Source organism: Burkholderia sp. Bp9099 (assembly GCF_003857805.1).
In the GTDB taxonomy this organism is placed as follows: Bacteria; Pseudomonadota; Gammaproteobacteria; order Burkholderiales; family Burkholderiaceae; genus Burkholderia.
This window is the reverse complement of sequence record NZ_QTPU01000003.1, coordinates 263,686-280,342: the sequence shown is the minus strand read 5'-3', so window position 1 is coordinate 280,342 and position 16,657 is coordinate 263,686. Positions and strand designations below refer to the sequence as shown.

General features: G+C 67.7%; 18 protein-coding genes and 1 pseudogene. 13 read left to right on the top strand and 6 right to left on the bottom strand.

All coding sequences use genetic code 11. The features are described from left to right. Positions 1-109 precede the first annotated feature (109 nt). Complete coding sequence (locus DIE17_RS04900) at positions 110-1,186, bottom strand: YeiH family protein (protein WP_124521711.1); 1,077 nt, start codon at positions 1,184-1,186, stop codon at positions 110-112. A gap of 111 nt (positions 1,187-1,297) precedes the next feature. On the opposite strand from DIE17_RS04900, the gene DIE17_RS04895 reads away from it, so the two are divergent. From DIE17_RS04895 to DIE17_RS04860, 8 genes are all read left to right on the top strand, one after another. Next, a complete protein-coding gene (locus DIE17_RS04895; RefSeq protein ID WP_124485439.1) occupies positions 1,298-2,191 on the top strand; it encodes a LysR family transcriptional regulator in 894 nt (297 codons plus the stop codon). A gap of 162 nt (positions 2,192-2,353) precedes the next feature. Continuing rightward, complete coding sequence (locus DIE17_RS04890; protein WP_124521713.1) at positions 2,354-3,118, top strand: sugar phosphate isomerase/epimerase family protein; 765 nt, start codon at positions 2,354-2,356, stop codon at positions 3,116-3,118. Between the two features lie 28 nt (positions 3,119-3,146). Beyond that, a complete protein-coding gene (locus DIE17_RS04885) occupies positions 3,147-4,139 on the top strand; it encodes a sugar kinase (RefSeq protein ID WP_044848249.1) in 993 nt (330 codons plus the stop codon). Positions 4,140-4,304: 165 nt separating this feature from the next. After that, positions 4,305-5,585, top strand: a complete 1,281-nt coding sequence (locus DIE17_RS04880) for an MFS transporter (RefSeq protein ID WP_044848248.1) — start codon at positions 4,305-4,307, stop codon at positions 5,583-5,585. A gap of 5 nt (positions 5,586-5,590) precedes the next feature. Further along, positions 5,591-6,556, top strand: coding sequence for an NAD(P)-dependent oxidoreductase (locus tag DIE17_RS04875; protein ID WP_044848268.1), 966 nt, complete (start codon positions 5,591-5,593; stop codon positions 6,554-6,556). A 322-nt stretch (positions 6,557-6,878) separates the two neighbouring features. After that, the gene (locus tag DIE17_RS04870; RefSeq protein WP_124485442.1) at positions 6,879-7,922 is read left to right on the top strand and encodes a LacI family DNA-binding transcriptional regulator; all 1,044 of its coding nucleotides are present in this window, start codon (positions 6,879-6,881) and stop codon (positions 7,920-7,922) included. A gap of 54 nt (positions 7,923-7,976) precedes the next feature. Continuing rightward, positions 7,977-8,765 carry a YhfC family intramembrane metalloprotease gene (locus DIE17_RS04865; protein WP_124485443.1) on the top strand — a complete coding sequence of 263 codons (789 nt, stop codon included), beginning with the start codon at positions 7,977-7,979 and terminating at the stop codon, positions 8,763-8,765. Between the two features lie 13 nt (positions 8,766-8,778). Then, positions 8,779-9,141: a DUF3022 domain-containing protein gene (locus DIE17_RS04860; protein ID WP_044848245.1), complete on the top strand. Its 363-nt coding sequence runs from the start codon at positions 8,779-8,781 to the stop codon at positions 9,139-9,141. A 60-nt stretch (positions 9,142-9,201) separates the two neighbouring features. On the opposite strand, the gene DIE17_RS04855 is transcribed toward DIE17_RS04860, so the two are convergent. Both DIE17_RS04855 and DIE17_RS04850 read right to left on the bottom strand, forming a co-directional pair. Further along, a complete protein-coding gene (locus DIE17_RS04855; RefSeq protein ID WP_124521715.1) occupies positions 9,202-9,633 on the bottom strand; it encodes a PGDYG domain-containing protein in 432 nt (143 codons plus the stop codon). A 131-nt stretch (positions 9,634-9,764) separates the two neighbouring features. After that, positions 9,765-10,310 carry a Spy/CpxP family protein refolding chaperone gene (locus DIE17_RS04850; protein WP_124485446.1) on the bottom strand — a complete coding sequence of 182 codons (546 nt, stop codon included), beginning with the start codon at positions 10,308-10,310 and terminating at the stop codon, positions 9,765-9,767. Positions 10,311-10,633: 323 nt separating this feature from the next. On the opposite strand from DIE17_RS04850, the gene DIE17_RS04845 reads away from it, so the two are divergent. Continuing rightward, a complete protein-coding gene (locus DIE17_RS04845) occupies positions 10,634-11,098 on the top strand; it encodes an Lrp/AsnC family transcriptional regulator (RefSeq protein WP_006481526.1) in 465 nt (154 codons plus the stop codon). Positions 11,099-11,564: 466 nt separating this feature from the next. Beyond that, entirely contained in the window at positions 11,565-12,665 is a 1,101-nt protein-coding gene (locus DIE17_RS04840; protein ID WP_040144221.1) for a saccharopine dehydrogenase family protein, read from the top strand. A gap of 191 nt (positions 12,666-12,856) precedes the next feature. Here DIE17_RS04840 and DIE17_RS04835 read toward each other — a convergent pair whose 3' ends face one another. Together DIE17_RS04835 and cydX are read right to left on the bottom strand one after the other, a co-directional pair. Continuing rightward, on the bottom strand, positions 12,857-13,474 hold the full coding sequence (locus DIE17_RS04835) for an AAA family ATPase (RefSeq protein ID WP_044848242.1): 618 nt from the start codon (positions 13,472-13,474) through the stop codon (positions 12,857-12,859). Beyond that, positions 13,471-13,617 (bottom strand): cytochrome bd-I oxidase subunit CydX, encoded by a 147-nt coding sequence (gene cydX / locus DIE17_RS04830; protein ID WP_044848241.1) that lies wholly within the window; start codon positions 13,615-13,617, stop codon positions 13,471-13,473. The genes DIE17_RS04835 and cydX overlap by 4 nt, the downstream gene beginning before the upstream one ends. Before the next feature lie 179 nt (positions 13,618-13,796). Here cydX and corA point away from each other — a divergent pair, with 179 nt between their 5' ends. Beyond that, the gene (gene corA / locus DIE17_RS04825; protein WP_044848267.1) at positions 13,797-14,774 is read left to right on the top strand and encodes a magnesium/cobalt transporter CorA; all 978 of its coding nucleotides are present in this window, start codon (positions 13,797-13,799) and stop codon (positions 14,772-14,774) included. 18 nt (positions 14,775-14,792) lie between these two features. On the opposite strand, the gene DIE17_RS04820 is transcribed toward corA, so the two are convergent. Continuing rightward, positions 14,793-15,080, bottom strand: coding sequence for a YciI-like protein (locus tag DIE17_RS04820; protein ID WP_124485447.1), 288 nt, complete (start codon positions 15,078-15,080; stop codon positions 14,793-14,795). Between the two features lie 440 nt (positions 15,081-15,520). Here DIE17_RS04820 and DIE17_RS04815 point away from each other — a divergent pair, with 440 nt between their 5' ends. Together DIE17_RS04815 and DIE17_RS04810 are read left to right on the top strand one after the other, a co-directional pair. After that, positions 15,521-16,009: an aminoacyl-tRNA deacylase gene (locus tag DIE17_RS04815; RefSeq protein WP_044848239.1), complete on the top strand. Its 489-nt coding sequence runs from the start codon at positions 15,521-15,523 to the stop codon at positions 16,007-16,009. 325 nt (positions 16,010-16,334) lie between these two features. Then, a pseudogene (locus DIE17_RS04810) lies at positions 16,335-16,652 on the top strand (helix-turn-helix domain-containing protein); the annotation flags it as partial. Positions 16,653-16,657 lie beyond the last annotated feature (5 nt).

The window sequence follows — 16,657 nt, the reverse complement described above, 5'->3', positions numbered from 1 at the left end:
AAGAGGGTGATGAAGAGGACGAAGGAAAACGACGCGAAGCATAGCACTGCGCCGCGCCCGCGGGACCTTCCCGTCGGGCGCGGCGCGTGTCGCGGCGTGGCTGCGCGGCTCAGCCAAGCCAGTGCTGTACCGCCCAGGTGATCCCGTAGCCGCCGGCGATCAGCCACACGTACAGGATCAGGCCGGTGGTCAAGGCGCGCGGGCCGGCCTCGCGGATCTGCGACACGCGGGTCTCGATGCCGAGCGCGGTCATCGCCATCGTCAGCGCGAAGGTGTCGAGCAGGTTCAGCGTGTGCGTGACGTCGGCGGGCAGCACGTTCAGCGAATTGACGATCACGAAGCCGAGGAAGCCGAGCGCGAACCACGGCACCGCCACCTTGCGCTTGCCTTGCGCGCCTTCAGCGGTCGCATCGGCCGAGCGCGCGGAGCGGGCGAGCCACCAGCCGAGCGTGAGCAGCACCGGCACCAGAAGCATCACGCGGGTCATCTTCACGATGGTCGCGACGTGCGTGACCTCCGGACTGATGTCGCTCGCCGCGCCGACCACCTGCGCGACCTCGTGGATCGTGCCGCCGAAGAACAGGCCGAGGCCGGTCGGGTCGAGGTTGAGCAGGCCGGCGTGATACGCGAACGGGTACAGGAACATCGACAGCGTGCCGAACAGCACCACGCTGCCCACGGCCATCGCGCTCTGGTGCGGCTTCGACTGCAGCGTCGACTCGAACGCGAGCACGGCGGCCGCGCCGCAGATCGCACTGCCGGCGGCGGTCAGGAGCGCCGCGTCGCGATCGAGCTTCATTACCTTCATGCCGACCCAGGTGCCGATCGCGAGCGTGCTGACGACGATCAGCACCGACACCGTCAGGCCCGGCAGGCCGACCTGCGCGATTTCCTGCAGGCTCACGCGCAGGCCAAAGAACGCGACCGCGATGCGCAGCAGCTTGCGCGCGGAAAAGTTGATGCCGGCCGCCCAGCTCGCGGGCATGCCGTCGCGCAGCGCGTTGCCGTACAGCGCACCGGCGACGATGCCGACGATCAGCGGCGACAGGCCGAGCCCGGCGACTGCCGGCAGTTGCGACAGACTCGTGACGGCGGCGGCGAACAGCGCGACGAACAGCACGCCGTTCAACTGGCCGCGCAGCGACGGCGCGGCGTGGGCAAGATGGGGAGTCGGAGCAGTGGACATGGGGCACCGTGATCAAGCAGGTTGCGATGGCCTAATCCTAGTTTGGTTATATCGATATGAAAAATTGTGATTTGTGACGTAAACTATCCGGGAAGCCGATAATTCATCCCCATGACCCCGGATCAACTGATAACGTTCGCGGCCGTCGCCGAACATCTGAACATCAGCCGCGCTGCCGTGGCGCTGCATCTGTCGCAGCCGGCGGTATCGGGCCAGCTGCGCCTGCTGCAGGACGAGTTCGGCGAGCCGCTGTACCAGCGTGACGGCCGCGGCATCCGCCTGACGCCGGTCGGCGAGCAGCTCGCGCAGTACGCGAAGGCCCAGCGCGACACGTTCGCGCAGGCGCGCGCGTTTCGCGACGCGGTGCGCGGGCTCGACGCCGGCACGCTGCGGATCGGCGCGAGCACGACGCCGGCCAGCTACCTGCTGCCTTACCTGATCGCGGCGTTCCAGCCGCGCGTGCCGCGGGTGGCGATCCACACGATGAGCGGCAACACGGCCGACGTGGTCGCCGCGTTGGCATCGCTCGACATTGCGATGATCGAAGGGCCGCCCGGCGAGGCGCTGCCGCCCGGCACCGCCGTGCACGCATGGCACGAGGACGAGATCGTCGCGGTCGTGCCGGCCGGGCATGCGCTCGCCGCGCCCGAGTACGCAGCCGGCGTCACGCTCGAGGCACTCGCCGTGCATCCGCTCGTGCTGCGCGAGGAGGGCTCCGGCGTGCGGCAACTCGTGGAACGCGCGTTCGCGCACGGCGGCGCGCCGATGCGTGTCGCGTTCGAGATCGCCGGTGTCGAGGCCGTGAAGGAGGCCGTGCGCGCGGGGATGGGCGTCGGCTTCGTGTCCGCGATGTCGCTGCGCCACGAGGGTGCGGCGCTCGTGCCGCGCTCGCTCGCCCCCGCGCCGCTCACGCGTCATTTCTCGATCCTGGTGCCGCACGGCGCGGCGCCGTCGCGCGTGGCCGCCCAGTTCCTGGAAATGAGCCTCGCGCACGACGCCGGGTAGACACCCGAAGCCGGTCCTGGAGCGCCGGATGCCCCTGCGCCCGCGCACGTTCGTGCGGCGGCCATCCTTAGGGATTTCCTCTATGGCGTGCGCCCGGGGCGAAGCGCACCATCCGTCTCAAGCAAATGGAACCGGTTCCATTCCGGAGAAAAAAGGGCAGACATGGCAGACATCGTGATCGTGGCGAGCGCATTCGGGATGGACCGCGTGCGTCAGGAGGGCCACCGTGCATTCATCGCGACCGCGGCGGCATCCGGTGCGACCGGCTTCGAGGTGCGGCGCGAACTGTTCGCATCGGACGACGACGCGACGCCCGGCGCGCTGGCCGAGCTCGGCACGGCGCTCGCCGCGCACGGGCTGTGGTCGGTCTATTCGACGCCGGCCACGCTGTACACGGAAACCGGCGCGCTCGACGCCGAAGCGCTGCGCGACACGCTCGTCGAAGCCGACGCGCTCGGCGCGCGCTTCGTCAAGTTCCAGCTCGGCGGCTTCGCCGGCAACGCGCACGCAGCCGAGATCGTCGCGCTGTCGCGCGGCGCGCGTGCCCGCGTGGTGGTCGAGAACGGCCAGTTGCCGGTGGGCGGCGCGCTCGTGCAATTCAGCGGGCTGTTCGCGGCGCTGGCCGAGGCGGGCGCGCCCGATGCGCTCGGCATGACGTTCGACATCGGCAACTGGCAGTGGCCGGGCGAAGCGCCGCTCGCATGCGCGCACGCACTCGCGCCGCATGTGGAATACATTCATTGCAAGGCAGTCGCTGGCGAGGGCGCGCGCCGTTTCGCGGTGGCGCCGGCGCCGGGCGACACGCTCGTCACGGGCGTGCTCGCGGCCCTGCCGCAAGCGGCGCCGCGCGGCATCGAATTCCCGTTCGATGCGGCCGACCTGGCGGGCGATGCCGGCCGGCGCGTCGCGTGGCTCGCCGCCGCGTGACGCTCGAAGGATACGGAGGAATGCACTCATGAAGGCAGCACTCGATGTCGTGACCTACGGCGAAGCGATGGCGATGTTCGTCGCCGCCGAGCCCGGCCACCTCGCGCACGCCGCGCAATTCACGAAACGGATCGCGGGCGCGGACCTGAACGTCGCGATCGGCCTGTCGCGGCTCGGCTTCCGGGTCGGCTGGATGAGCCGGGTGGGCCGCGATTCGTTCGGCGGCTACGTGCTCGACACGCTCGCGCGCGAAGGCATCGACGCGTCGTGCGTGACCGTCGATCCGCGCTATCCGACCGGCTTCCAGCTGAAGTCGCGCAACGACGACGGCAGTGACCCGACCGTCGAATATTTCCGCAAGGGCTCGGCCGCGAGCCACCTGTCGTGCGACGACTACGTGGCCGACTACGTGCTCGGCGCACGGCACCTGCATTTGACGGGCGTCGCACCCGCGATCTCCGCGACGTCGTGCGAGCTTGCGTTCCGGCTGGCGCGCGAGATGCGTGCGGCCGGCAAGACGATCTCGTTCGATCCGAACCTGCGCCCGACGCTGTGGCCGTCCGCCGACGTGATGGCGAAGACGCTGAACGCGCTCGCGTCGCTCGCCGACTGGGTGCTGCCGGGCTTGGCCGAAGGGCAGCAGCTCACCGGGCACGACACGCCGGCCGACATCGCGGGCTTCTACCTGGCACAGGGCGCGCGCGGCGTGGTGATCAAGCTGGGCGCCGACGGCGCGTACTTCCGCACGGCCGACGGCCGCGAGGGCACGGTGGCGGGCGAGCGTGTCGCGAACGTGGTCGACACGGTCGGCGCCGGCGACGGCTTCGCGGTCGGCGTGGTCAGCGCGCTGCTGGAAGGCCGCTCCGTCGAGCAGGCGGTCGCGCGCGGCAATCGCATCGGGGCGCTCGCGATCCAGGTGATCGGCGATTCGGAAGGCTTGCCGACCCGCGCGGCGCTCGATCGGCTCGAAAACGTCAGCAATCGCGCCGATCGCCTAGAGGAAACCGTCACCGCGCAATGAGAGGCCGGACACGGCACAATCCGCGGACCCAATTCGTGCTTCGTGCACGGTTTTGCATGAGGCCGGAGCAGGCGCCATCGCGCCGACGCCGGTCGATTCCCGAAAGGACGGGAGCGGAGCCGGGCGTTTGACCCGCCCACTCCGATCACCCAAGGAGACACTCTGATGGCAGCCAATCTCGCAGCACGACGCTGGTGGACGATCATGCCGATCGTGTTCATCACCTACAGCCTCGCTTACCTCGACCGCGCGAACTACGGGTTCGCTGCAGCCGCCGGCATCAACCAGGACCTCGGGATCAGCAAGGGCCTGTCGTCGCTGATCGGCGCGCTGTTCTTCCTCGGCTACTTCTTCTTCCAGATTCCCGGCGCGATCTATGCGGAGCGCCGCAGCGTCAAGAAGCTCGTGTTCGCCAGCCTCGTGCTGTGGGGCGCGTGCGCGGCGCTCACGGGGGTGGTCACCAACATCCCGTCGCTGATGGCGATCCGCTTCGTGCTCGGCGTGGTCGAGGCGGCGGTGATGCCGGCGATGCTGATCTACATCAGCAACTGGTTCACGAAGAACGAGCGCTCGCGTGCGAACACGTTCCTGATCCTCGGCAACCCGGTCACGGTGCTGTGGATGTCGATCGTGTCGGGCTATCTCGTGCACGAATTCGGCTGGCGCCACATGTTCATCGCCGAAGGCGTGCCGGCCATCATCTGGGCCGTATGCTGGTGGTTCCTCGTGCAGGACAAGCCGGCCGATTCGCCGTGGCTCACCGCGCAGGAAAAGCGCGACCTCGACGCCGCGCTCGCGGCCGAACAGGCGGCGATCAAGCCCGTGCGCAACTACGGCGAGGCGTTCCGCTCGCCGGCCGTGATCAAGCTGTGCGCGCAGTATTTCTGCTGGAGCATCGGCGTGTACGGCTTCGTGCTGTGGCTGCCGTCGATCGTCAAGAACGGCTCCGAGCTCGGGATGGTCGCGACCGGCTGGCTGTCGGCGCTGCCGTACCTCGCGGCGACGATCGCGATGCTGGTCGCGTCGTGGGCGTCCGACAAGGTCGGCTCGCGCCGCGGCTTCGTGTGGCCGTTCCTGCTGGTCGGCGCGGCCGCGTTCGCCGCGTCGTATGCGCTCGGCTCGTCGCACTTCTGGATCTCGTATGCGCTGCTGGTCGTCGCGGGCGCCGCGATGTACGCGCCGTACGGCCCGTTCTTCGCGATCGTGCCGGAACTGCTGCCGAGGAACGTCGCCGGTGGGGCGATGGCGCTGATCAACAGCATGGGCGCGCTCGGCTCGTTCGTCGGCTCGTATTTCGTCGGCTACCTGAACGGGGCGACCGGGTCGCCCGTCGCATCGTATGCGTTCATGAGCGTCGCGCTCGTCGCCGCGGTGATCCTCACGCTGTCCGTCAAACCCCAGGCGCGCGATGCGCACCCGCTCGCGACGCCGCTGCAAGGAAAATGAAAACGATGAAGCCTCGTATCGTCGCGTACAAGCCGCTGCCCGATGACGTGCTCGCGTACCTGCGCGAGCATGCGGAGCTCGTGCAGGCCGACGGCGCCGACGCGCTCGCCGACGCCCTCGGCGACGCGGACGGCGCGATCGGCGCGAGCCTGAAGGTCACGCCGCAGATGCTCGATCGCGCGCCGCGGCTGAAGGCCTGGTCGACGATCTCGGTCGGCTACGACAACTTCGACGTCGCGGATCTCACGCGGCGCGGGATCGTGCTCGCGCATACGCCCGACGTGCTGACCGAATCGACCGCCGATACCGTGTTCTCGTTGATCCTCGCGTCCGCGCGGCGGGTGGTCGAACTGGCGGAGTGGGTGAAGGCCGGCCACTGGCAGCGCAGCATCGGCCCCGATCTGTACGGCACCGACGTGCAGGGCAAGACGCTCGGCATCGTCGGGCTCGGGCGGATCGGCGGCGCGGTCGCGCGCCGCGCGGCGCTCGGCTTCCGGATGCAGGTGCTGTACACGAACCGTGCCGCGCACGCCGAAGCCGAGACGCAGTACGGCGCGCGCCGCGTGACGCTCGACGAGCTGCTCGCGCAGTCGGACTTCGTGTGCCTGCAGGTGCCGCTGTCGCCGCAAACGCATCACCTGATCGGCGCGGCCGAATTCGCGAAGATGAAGCGTGGCGCGATCCTGATCAACGCGTCGCGCGGGCCGGTGGTCGACGAGGCCGCGCTGATCGACGCGCTGCGGGCCGGCACGATCCGCGGCGCGGGGCTCGACGTGTTCGAGAAGGAGCCGCTGGCGGCGGACTCGCCGCTGCTGCGGATGAGCAACGTCGTCGCGCTGCCGCATATCGGCTCGGCGACGCACGAGACGCGCCATGCGATGGCGCGCTGCGCCGCGGAAAACCTGGTCGGCGCGCTGGCCGGCACGCTGCGCACGAATCTCGTCAATCCGGACGCGCTCGCGCGCGTCTGAGCGGCGGCGGCCGGCCGGCGGGCCGCCGCCGCCGTTAGAGTCGATGGTCTTGGTGCGGGAGGGCAGGCTGCGTTATGATCGCCCGCTCGTCGCGCATCGACGACCCGGCCACGCGGCCGGCGGCGTCCGGCGACGGGCATCCGTGCCAGCCCGGTGCGGCCGATCGCCGTGCGTGTCAGGCGAGCGGAGCGGACGCGAAGGCGCCGGCTTCGATCGACCGCGAAGCAGGGGAGCGGCGGCGTGCGCCGGGGGGCGTTCGTATCCAACAACAAAGGTCCGTCCGCACACGAAGCGGCGCGGATCGTACGTCGCGAGGCACGACTTGAGCGATTCGCAACCTTCCACGCAGCGTCCGGCGACGATCAGCGACGTCGCACGCGAAGCAGGCACGGGCAAGACCAGCGTTTCGCGCTATCTGAACGGCGAGACGCACGTGCTGTCCGCCGATCTGCGCCAGCGGATCGAGACGGCGATCGCGCGCCTGAACTACCGGCCGAACCAGATGGCGCGCGGGCTGAAGCGCGGCCGCAACCGGCTGCTCGGCATGCTCGCGGCCGACCTGACCAATCCCTATACCGTCGAAGTGCTGCTGGGCGTCGAGGCCGCGTGCCACGCGCTCGGCTACATGCCGCTCATCTGCCACGCGGCGAATGAAGTCGAGATGGAGCGGCGCTTCCTGCAGCTGCTCACGACCTACCGGGTCGAAGGGCTGATCGTCAATGCGCTCGGCGCCGAGGAAGACGTGCTGCGCCCGCTGCGCGGCGGCGGCATCCCGGCCGTGCTCGTCGACCGCACGGTCGAGGGCTTCGAGGCGGACCTGATCGGGCTCGACAACACCGATGCGATCGAGACGGCGCTCGCGCACCTGATCGCGCGCGGCTTCGATGCGATTCATTTCGTCGTGCAGCCGTTCGAGCGCGTCAGCTCGCGGCGCCTGCGCGAGGCCGCGTTCCGCGCGGCGCTCGAGGCGCGCGGGCTGCCGGTGCCGCCGACGGTCGTGCTCGACCTGAACGAGCCGGCCGCGGCCGCCGTGGCGCTCGCCGACCTCGACGCGCGCGTCGACGCGGCCACGCAGCGCGGCGTGCGGGCGGCGCTGTTCGCCGCGAACGCGCCGGTCGCGCTCGCGATCGCGCGCCACCTGCGCGCCCGCTTCGGCGCCGCATGGCAGGAAAAGGCCGCGCTGCTGTCGATCGACGATCCGGAGTGGGCCGAGCTGATCGGCATCACGACGATCCGTCAGCCGACCTACGAGATCGGCTACAAGGCCGTCGAATTCGTGCACGAGCGCATCGACGGCGCGGTCGGCGACGTGCGCGTCGCGATGCTGCCGGGCGAGCTGATTGCGCGCGCGTCGACCGCAAGCTGAGTATCATGCGGGGCACGCGGCGCGTCAGGTGCGCTGCCCCGAACAAGGAAATTCATGACTGTCGCTCCCGTCACGCTGGCGGTGCTGATCGCCGCCACGCTGATCATCGCGCTACTGCCGTTCGTTCTCTTCCGTACCCTGCGCAAGCCGCTTGCGCTCGACCGCCGCGACACGATCGTCGGCGTCGCCGTCTTCACGCTGTTCGCGATGATCGTCGAACGCGCATTCCATGGCCTCGTGCTGAGCCAGACGCCCGCCGGCGGCTGGCTCACGCAGCCGCTCGCATTCGTCGCGTACAGCGCGCTCGCGACCGCCGTGTTCGAGGAGGTCGGCCGTTATCTCGGGATCCGGTTCCTGAACCGCCGCTACGGCGCGTCGGCCGGCGACGGGCGCGGCATCGGCTACGGGATCGGCCATGCCGGCGCCGAAGCCTGGTTCGTCGGCGTGCTCGTCTGGGGCCAGTGGTCGTATCTCGCGTGGCTCGCGAGCCGCGGGCAGCTCGAGACGCAGCTTGCCGACCTGCCGGGCGATACCGTCGTGCGGCTGCACGTGATGCTGGCGACGCTGTCGGCACAGTCGATCCTGCTGTTGCTGATCGAGCGCTGCGCGGCGTTCGCGGTGCAGCTCGCGCTGTCGGTGCTGGTCTGGCGCGGCGTGCGTGCCGGCCGCGCGGGCGTATTGCCGCTCGCGATCGTGCTGCATGCGCTGGCGGCCGCACCGGCGTTGCTGTACCAGGTGCGCGTGCTGCCGGCCGGATCGCTCGAGGCCGTGTATTTCGTGCTGGCCGCGATCCTGGTCGCCGTGCTGGTGAAGACGTGCCGGTCGCCGCGCGCGGCGGCCTGACGGGAGAGGCGGAATGGACGACTATCTGATCGAATGCGCAAGCGCCGAATTCGACGCGCTCGCGCGCGTGATCTGCGATCTCTTTCCGGAGCAGACGCGTTTTGCCGAAAGCAGCGACGAACGCGGGCGCTTCCTGTCCGTGCAGTGGCTCGCGATGCGTTTCGGTTCGACGCCGAAACGGATGACGCTCGATATCCGCATCGTGCCGGCCGCGCTGGCGCGCTATCTGGCGCTCAGGCCGATGCAGCGCGCCCGCAGCCACGCGGTGCTGCATGCGTACACGGAAGCGATGCTGGGCTCGCTCGAGGAGCGGCACGCGGCGGGTGAAGCCGTCGAGCGCACCGCGGAACTCGAACTCGACGAAGACTTTGCGTGAGCGGCGACGCCGGCGCGCGCCGGCACGATGCCGGCGCGGCGCGTGTCACGCGACGCGCGCTTACGCGTCGCGATAAACCTGCGCGAAGCGCTGCGCCTGCACGACGCCATAGTCGCCGGGTGCATATTGCATGACCCAGTCGCCGGCCACGCCGCGCAGCGTGTCGCCGTTTTCCGAGCGGGCGATCGTGAACGGCTCGTCCATGCGACGGGCGAGCACGACGGCCGGCCGGTTCCGGTAGGCGCCCGGCGCGCCGTGCGCGAGCGCCGGATCGGCGGGCAGGTACTTCGCGTCGAAGCGCGCGCGCGACACGACCCAACGGTCGCCGGTCGAGCCGGTGATCAGCGCGTCGCCCGCGACATAGCGGTTCGGGCCTTCGAGGCTCATCAGTTCGCCGTCGGCATCCGCGAATGCGACCGTGACGGTTTCATCCTTCACGACGCGACGGGCCTGCGGGTCGGTACGCAGATCGAGGTGCTTGAGTTCGAGCATGGCAGGGGGGAAGTGCGGGAAAAGCCGGGAGCTTATCCCGAATCCGGCGCGCCGTGTGACGCGCCGGATTCCCGCGGGATGCGCGACGCCGTTCGGCCCGCACGGGCAGTGCGGCGCCGACGGGGCGGACGTCAGGGTTGCGCGGGCGCGCTGGCGGCCGGCGCGGCTGCTGCCTTGCCTTCCTTGCTCGCGGCCTTGCCCTTGCCGCGGTGTTCGCCGCCGTGGTGCAGCCAGCTGCGGAACGTCGTGTCGGCGAGCGCCTTCTGGTCGGCCGGGAAGCGCTCGTAGAGCGGCGCGAATGCGTCGGCGAGCTTTTTCGCGCCGTCCGCGTTCGCCTGCGCGAGTTCCGCGTACTGCTTCATGTCGTCGACCGCGGACACGTCATGGCTTTCCATCCGGGCGCGATAGAGGCGGCCCATCGTGTCGCCGTTCTCGCGCATCGTGTCGGCGAACGTCTTCCATTGCGGTTCCTGCGCCGACGTGATCTTCAACTGGTCGTGCAGGTACTTGATGCGCTGCTCGATGCGCGCTTCGTGGCGCGCCGCACGCTGCTCGGCGCTCGGGGCCGACGACGCCGTTGCCGCTGCCGGAGCGGGCGTCTGCGGTTGCGGCGGGGTTTGCGCGAATGCGCTGGCTGCAACGGCGAGCGTAGCGAGGGTGAGCGAGATCTTCTTCATGGTTGGCTCTCCGGGGTGGTGTCGTGCGAGCGGGCGCGGCGGCCAGTGCCGCGAGCGCGCATCTCGCGTCGCACCTTATTAGTAGCACGTTGAGTGCAGTGCAGCAGCGAAAGCGACACTTGCTTACATCCGATACGAATCGAAATTGAAAGGGACCTGGGGAAGGCCGGTGATCGATGGTGTTCGATCGGCGAGTCGGGCGCCGCGCGCGAACGAGGCGGGGCGATGCGAACGCGTGAGATCCCGTTTGGGCGCACCGGCGTTCGGCGCTATCATCGCGTCACGTTCCATTTCGCCGGCGCGTTGCACGCCGGCCCAGCCTCATGCGTCCTCCTCGCCTCGACCAACTCGACGACCTCGACCGGCAACTCGTCGCGCTGCTGCAAGCGGATGCGCGTGCAAGCGTCGCCGATCTCGCGCGACAGCTCGACGTTGCCCGCACGACGGTCGTCGCGCGCATCGCGCGGCTCGAGCGTACCAACGTGATCGCCGGTTACAGCGTGCGGCTCGGTCAGGACGTGCTCGACGCGAGCATTTACGCATACGTCGGCATCATTCTCACGCCGAAGTTCGGCAAGGACGTGCTGCGCAAGCTCGACCGGATGCCCGAGGTGCAGCTGTTGTGCGCGGTGAGTGGCGAATACGACTATGTCGCGTGGTTGCGTGCCGATTCGCCGGAACGGCTCAACGACCTGCTCGACCAGATCGGCACGCTCGAAGGCGTCGAGCGTACGACGACGTCGATCATTCTGTCGCGCAAGATCGATCGCGGCACGATCGGCGGATGACGCGTCGCATGCGGTGTTGCATGTGACGCCGCGGCGCGATTCGATTCGTCGCGCAGGTTTTTTCCTCCTTTCCCTTCCCTCGATGCCTTGATGCCCGCCGCCTGCGCTCGCCGCGGGGCGGGGCGTTGCCTCGCGCGTCCGCACGCGAGCATCGTTGTGTCGAATGCGTGCCCGGGCGCGCGCAACGATTCATTTGCCCGCCATGTCCCGCCTTGCGGGTTCTTTCCTGTCCGGCCACACGCGTCCACACGCGTCCACACGCGTCGATCGCGGCCCTTCTGCGGCCCGTCGTATACGCGTTTTTTAGATGATTTGGTCGTTGTGACGAAATGTGTAGTCATTTCGTCGAAAGTATCGGTCGTTTCGCATCATTCTTCGTCTTGGAACTGATTTTGCACGTCCCTAAACTGTGTTCATGGCTCGACGCCGTACACCAACACCAAACCCATCATCAGGAGATAAGCGCATGAAAATCGCCATCGTCGGCGCAGGTCTGATCGGCCACACCATTGCTCACATGCTGCGTGAAACGGGCGACTACGAAGTCGTCGCGTTCGACCGTGACGCTGATGCGCTCGCCAAGCTGTCGCGTGAAGGCATCGCGACGCAACGTGTCGATTCGGCCGACGCCAATGCGATCCGTGAAGCCGTGAAGGGCTTCGATGCGCTCGTCAACGCGCTGCCGTACTACCTGGCGGTCAACGTTGCAGCGGCGGCCAAGGCGGCCGGCGTCCATTACTTCGACCTGACCGAAGACGTGCGCGCGACCCACGCGATCCGCGAACTGGCCGACGGTTCGGACCGCGCGTTCATGCCGCAGTGCGGCCTCGCACCGGGCTTCATCGGCATCGCCGCGCACGAGCTCGTGAACGGCTTCAGCGAAGTGCGCGACGTGAAGATGCGCGTCGGCGCGCTGCCCGAGTATCCGACCAACGCGCTGAAGTACAACCTGACGTGGAGCGTCGACGGCCTGATCAACGAATACTGCCAGCCGTGCGAAGCGATCCGCGACGGCCGCAAGCAGTGGGTGCAGCCGCTCGAAGGCCTCGAACATTTCTCGCTCGACGGCACCGAATACGAAGCGTTCAACACGTCGGGCGGCCTGGGCACGCTGTGCGAGACGCTGTCGGGCAAGGTCGAGACGCTCGACTACAAGTCGGTGCGCTATCCGGGCCACCGCGAACTCGTGCAGTTCCTGCTCGAAGACCTGCGACTGTCGAGCGACCGCGACACGCTGAAGTCGATCATGCGCCGCGCGGTGCCGTCGACGAAGCAGGACGTCGTGCTCGTGTTCGTCACGGTGACGGGCGTGAAGGACGGCCAGCTCGTGCAGGACGTGTTCACCCGCAAGATCTTCGCGAAGGACGTGTGCGGGATGCACATGAGCGCCATCCAGATCACGACGGCCGGCGCGATGTGCGCGGTGCTGGATCTGTTCCGCGAAAAGAAGCTGCCGCAAAGCGGTTTCATCCCGCAGGAAAAGGTGTCGCTGAAGGCGTTCCTCGCGAACCGCTTCGGCAAGCTGTACGAAGGCGGCACGATGGAGCGCGTGCACGAAGTCGCCTGACGATCGGTCCCAGGCACGAGGGCCGTGCGACGCCGGGAGCGCAACAGCGCTTCCGGCGTTTTTTTTGACGAGCGCGTCGAAGCCCTTCACGGCTTCACGGATCGCATTGGCGTCGGCCGAATCGACACGTTGCGTCGCGATGCCTTCACGCGACATGGTGAAGCGACGAGGAGCAGGGCGGTGCGCGCCGCTCAGGCGGGCAGCGGCGGGACGATCGTTGCCGCCGGCGGGGGCGGCACGATGCGGTACAGCAGCGCATCGATGTCCGCGTCGGACGGTGCGGTGTTGTCGAACATCACGATGCCGTCGCATTCGTGGCCGGTCGGCACGAAGCGGCGTTGCCGGTATTCGTCCCAGTGCGCGAGCTTGTACGCGTCGTTCGGATTGCCGCGCGCGACGATCCGCTGGTGCGCGACGTCTTCCGAGGTGTGGACCCACACGACCGTCAGCGCGACGTCCGGCCCGATGCCGAGCCACGTGCGGTCGAGGATGCGCCGGTCACGCACTTCGCGCGACAGCGGGCCGACCACGAGCGCGCCGATGCCGAGCGCGAGGTTCTCGCGGGCCGTGTCGAGCAGGCCCTGGTATTCGGGATCGCGCAGATGCTTCAGGTAGAGCGGGCTGTCGCGGTCGTTCGGATCGGAGGTGAGGGCGCCCATCGCGGCCGAGCTGTAGCGGCCGTAGAGCGTGTCCTTGTCGAGCAGGCAGAAGGCTTCGCCGGTCGCGCGCATCAGCGGCCCGATCAGCCGCTTCGCGAGCGTGGTCTTGCCGGTGCCGGCATGACCGCAGAAGAACACCAGGTGCGTCACGAATACCGGCTCCCCGAATCCGTGCGCGGTGCGGCGGTGCGCTTGCCGTCGCGCGAGAACACTTCCGCTTCAAGCCACATCGCGTTGATGATGCCGAAGCCGAGCGCCACGCCGATGCCGAGTATCCACGAGAAATACCACATGGGTCTGTCTCCTTGAAGGTTGGGCGGCACGGCCGTGCCGTGCACTTGTCGAAGCGATGCCGTGCGCGAGCCGCGGCGCACGCAATCCGATCATGACCAATATCGGCGTGCCGCGCAAGCCGGGCCGCCCGCGCGGCAACCCGGTAAACTGGTGCGATAACGGCAACATGACGGACATCATGCTCATCAACTGTGCTGCATACCAGGACGGCCGCAAGCTGGCCGATATCGATATCGACGCCATCAGCGAATACGTGTCGAAACCCGAGTGTTTCGTATGGGTCGCGCTGAAGGATCCGACGCCGGACGAGATCGACCTGATGGGCGAGGAATTCGGGCTGCACGAGCTCGCGCTCGAGGATGCCCGCAAGGGGCATCAGCGGCCGAAGATCGAGGAGTACGGCGATTCGCTGTTCGCGGTGCTGCACACGGTCGAGCTCGACCACGACGGCGAATTCAATGTCGGCGAGCTGAACGTGTTCGTCGGCCCGAACTACGTGCTGTCGATCCGCAACCATACCGAACAGGACTTCCGCGCGGTGCGCAAGCGCTGCGAGCGCGAGCCGCATCTGCTGCAGGAAGGGTCGGCGTTCGTGTTCTATGCGTTGATGGACCAGGTCGTCGACCGCTATTTCCCGATCCTCGAGACGCTCGGCAACGAGCTCGAGGAACTCGAGGACCGCATCTTCACCAAGGCCACGCCCGCGTCGTCGCGCGCGATCATCGAGGATCTCTATTCGCTGAAACGCCGGCTCGTGATGCTGCACCAGCACACGGCGCCGCTGATCGAGCCGCTCGCGAAGCTCACCGGCGGACGCATTCCGCAGGTCTGCAGCGGGATGGAGCATTACTTCCGCGACGTGTACGACCACCTGCAGCGGATCGTGAAGACGATCGAAGGGCGGCGCGAGATGGTCGTGACCGCGATCCAGGTCAATCTCGGGATGATCTCGCTTGCGGAGAACGAGGTGACCAAGCGGCTCGGCTCGTTCGCCGCGCTGTTCGCGATACCGACGATGATTGCCGGCATCTACGGGATGAACTTCGCGAACATGCCCGAACTGCACCTCAAGTACGGCTTCTACGGCTGCATCGGCGTGATGGTCGTAGCCGATCTCGCGTTGTGGTGGCGCTTCAAGCGGGCGGGGTGGCTGTAGCCGTGGCCCCGTGCACCGTCAGCGCGGAGCGTGCTTGCCGACCACGACGCGCCACGGACGCACGCGCCAGGACTTGACGAGGCCGTTTTGCACGTAGGGATCGGCGCGCGCGAACGATTCGGCGGCTTCCGGCGAATCGCCTTCGAACACGAGCACGGCCTGGTCGGCCGGATCCTGCAACGCGCCGGCGAGCACGAGTTCGCCGCGTTCGGTTGCCGCCCGCGCGAGTGCGAGGTGCTCGGCGCGGTACTGTTCGCGCCGGGACAGGTAATCGTCGACGAGTTCGTAGATCAGCTGGTAATGCATGGTCGCTCCCGGAATCGGCCGCCGCGGGATGGCGGGTGTTGGCTCAGTATAGGGCGAGGTTCTGTCTTTGTCGGCGCGGTTTGCGGTGGCCTCGTTGGTGCGTGGCCCGCCGATGGCGACGGTTTTCAGGTCTCGACGTTCTTCCTTAAAATGCAACTAACGGTCTGGCGCAGATCCGCCATCACATGTGGTGGGGTCCTCGTACGGGAACCGTTACCGCCCGTTGCGTCTCGTTGTGTCTTCAGGAAAGGCGGGGGCAGGCAGACATGTTCCATGCGGATTCCGGGCCCGGATTGCGCGCGCCGGAAAAAGGGGGCCGAAGCCGGGGCGAGCGTCGGTGCGGGCGTCGTGCGAGGGCGTTTCCATTGGCCGCAATGCGACCTATGCTGAACAAACCCGGAGCGAACTTCGTTCGTCCGATTCGTCCAGAGAGGTGTGCCATGCCTGTATCAGCCACCCTGCAGGATTGCCTGCGCCAGAAGTCATCGCGGTACGAAGTCGTGTACCACCCGTATAGCCATACCAGCATGGAGACGGCCGCCGCCGCGCATATCCCCGGCGATCGCCTCGCGAAAACCGTGCTGCTCGAGGACGACGAAGGCTACGTCGCCGCCGTGCTGCCGACGTCGCACGCGGTGCGGCTGTCGGACCTCTGGGTCAAGACCGGCCGCCATCTCGTGCTCGCCAGGGAAATCGAACTGCGCGAACTCTTCAAGGATTGCGACCTGGGCGCGTTGCCGCCGGTGTGCATGGCGTACGGGATGAAGACGTTCCTCGAGGAACATCTCGCGCAGCAGCCGGAAGTGTATTTCGAGGCCGGCGACCACGAAGCGCTGATCCACATGATGCAGGATGAATTCCTGTCGCTGATGGAGACGGCCGAGCGCGCGCATTTCTCGCACAAGATGCAGGGGATGTGGTTGTCCTGATCGTCCTGTTGCGGGCGGTTTGCGGTGGCTGGAGACGGCGTCTGGCGGGCGGCCGTCGGGGGCATTGCGTGCCGCAGGTTTTTGCTGAGGCGGGGTTCACGCTGCAAGAAAGGTGGCTGCGCGTGACTGGTGAGGAAGGAGGCCGGTGGTGTGCGGCGGGGATTTCAGGGGCGTTTTCGGGTGAATTTCATATTTGACATAATCTCAATTATCGATATGACTGGTTGTAGTAGCTTTTTAGAAATGTCGTGTTCTGGCTACTTAGAAATGTCGTGTTTTGACCTCGGTATGCTGGCCGGTTCTTTGCGGGACCACGGAGCCGGCCATGTATCCAGGTGCATTGGTGACACTGAACATGCGAGAACTCGACCGTCTGAAGGTAATCCAGGCCGTGGTGGACATGGGACTCAAGCCCGGACGCGCGGCCGAACGACTGGGCGTGACCGTGCGTCAGCTCCAGCGTCTGGTGGATCGTTACCGTGAGTCTGGCGCCGCCGGACTGGCTTCGCGCAAGCGTGGGCGTCCCGGTAATCGGCGGCTGGACGCTGATCTGGCCGATCGAGCACTGTCGATCATCCGTGATCGCTACGCCGATTTCGGGCCGACGCTGGCTTGCGAGAAGCTGTGGGAATGCCACGCATTACCCGG

Excerpts from the sequence above, each read along its gene's own strand:
- DIE17_RS04890 (WP_124521713.1), top strand. The coding sequence starts at position 2,354 with ATGGCAGACATCGTGATCGTGGCGAGCGCATTCGGGATGGACCGCGTG.
- DIE17_RS04845 (WP_006481526.1), top strand. The coding sequence starts at position 10,634 with ATGCGTCCTCCTCGCCTCGACCAACTCGACGACCTCGACCGGCAACTC.
- DIE17_RS04875 (WP_044848268.1), top strand. The coding sequence starts at position 5,591 with ATGAAGCCTCGTATCGTCGCGTACAAGCCGCTGCCCGATGACGTGCTC.
- DIE17_RS04865 (WP_124485443.1), top strand. The coding sequence starts at position 7,977 with ATGACTGTCGCTCCCGTCACGCTGGCGGTGCTGATCGCCGCCACGCTG.
- DIE17_RS04860 (WP_044848245.1), top strand. The coding sequence starts at position 8,779 with ATGGACGACTATCTGATCGAATGCGCAAGCGCCGAATTCGACGCGCTC.
- DIE17_RS04855 (WP_124521715.1), bottom strand. The coding sequence starts at position 9,633 with ATGCTCGAACTCAAGCACCTCGATCTGCGTACCGACCCGCAGGCCCGT.
- DIE17_RS04820 (WP_124485447.1), bottom strand. The coding sequence starts at position 15,080 with ATGCATTACCAGCTGATCTACGAACTCGTCGACGATTACCTGTCCCGG.
- DIE17_RS04895 (WP_124485439.1), top strand. The coding sequence starts at position 1,298 with ATGACCCCGGATCAACTGATAACGTTCGCGGCCGTCGCCGAACATCTG.
- DIE17_RS04880 (WP_044848248.1), top strand. The coding sequence starts at position 4,305 with ATGGCAGCCAATCTCGCAGCACGACGCTGGTGGACGATCATGCCGATC.
- DIE17_RS04840 (WP_040144221.1), top strand. The coding sequence starts at position 11,565 with ATGAAAATCGCCATCGTCGGCGCAGGTCTGATCGGCCACACCATTGCT.
- DIE17_RS04885 (WP_044848249.1), top strand. The coding sequence starts at position 3,147 with ATGAAGGCAGCACTCGATGTCGTGACCTACGGCGAAGCGATGGCGATG.
- cydX (WP_044848241.1), bottom strand. The coding sequence starts at position 13,617 with ATGTGGTATTTCTCGTGGATACTCGGCATCGGCGTGGCGCTCGGCTTC.
- corA (WP_044848267.1), top strand. The coding sequence starts at position 13,797 with ATGCTCATCAACTGTGCTGCATACCAGGACGGCCGCAAGCTGGCCGAT.
- DIE17_RS04815 (WP_044848239.1), top strand. The coding sequence starts at position 15,521 with ATGCCTGTATCAGCCACCCTGCAGGATTGCCTGCGCCAGAAGTCATCG.
- DIE17_RS04850 (WP_124485446.1), bottom strand. The coding sequence starts at position 10,310 with ATGAAGAAGATCTCGCTCACCCTCGCTACGCTCGCCGTTGCAGCCAGC.
- DIE17_RS04900 (WP_124521711.1), bottom strand. The coding sequence starts at position 1,186 with ATGTCCACTGCTCCGACTCCCCATCTTGCCCACGCCGCGCCGTCGCTG.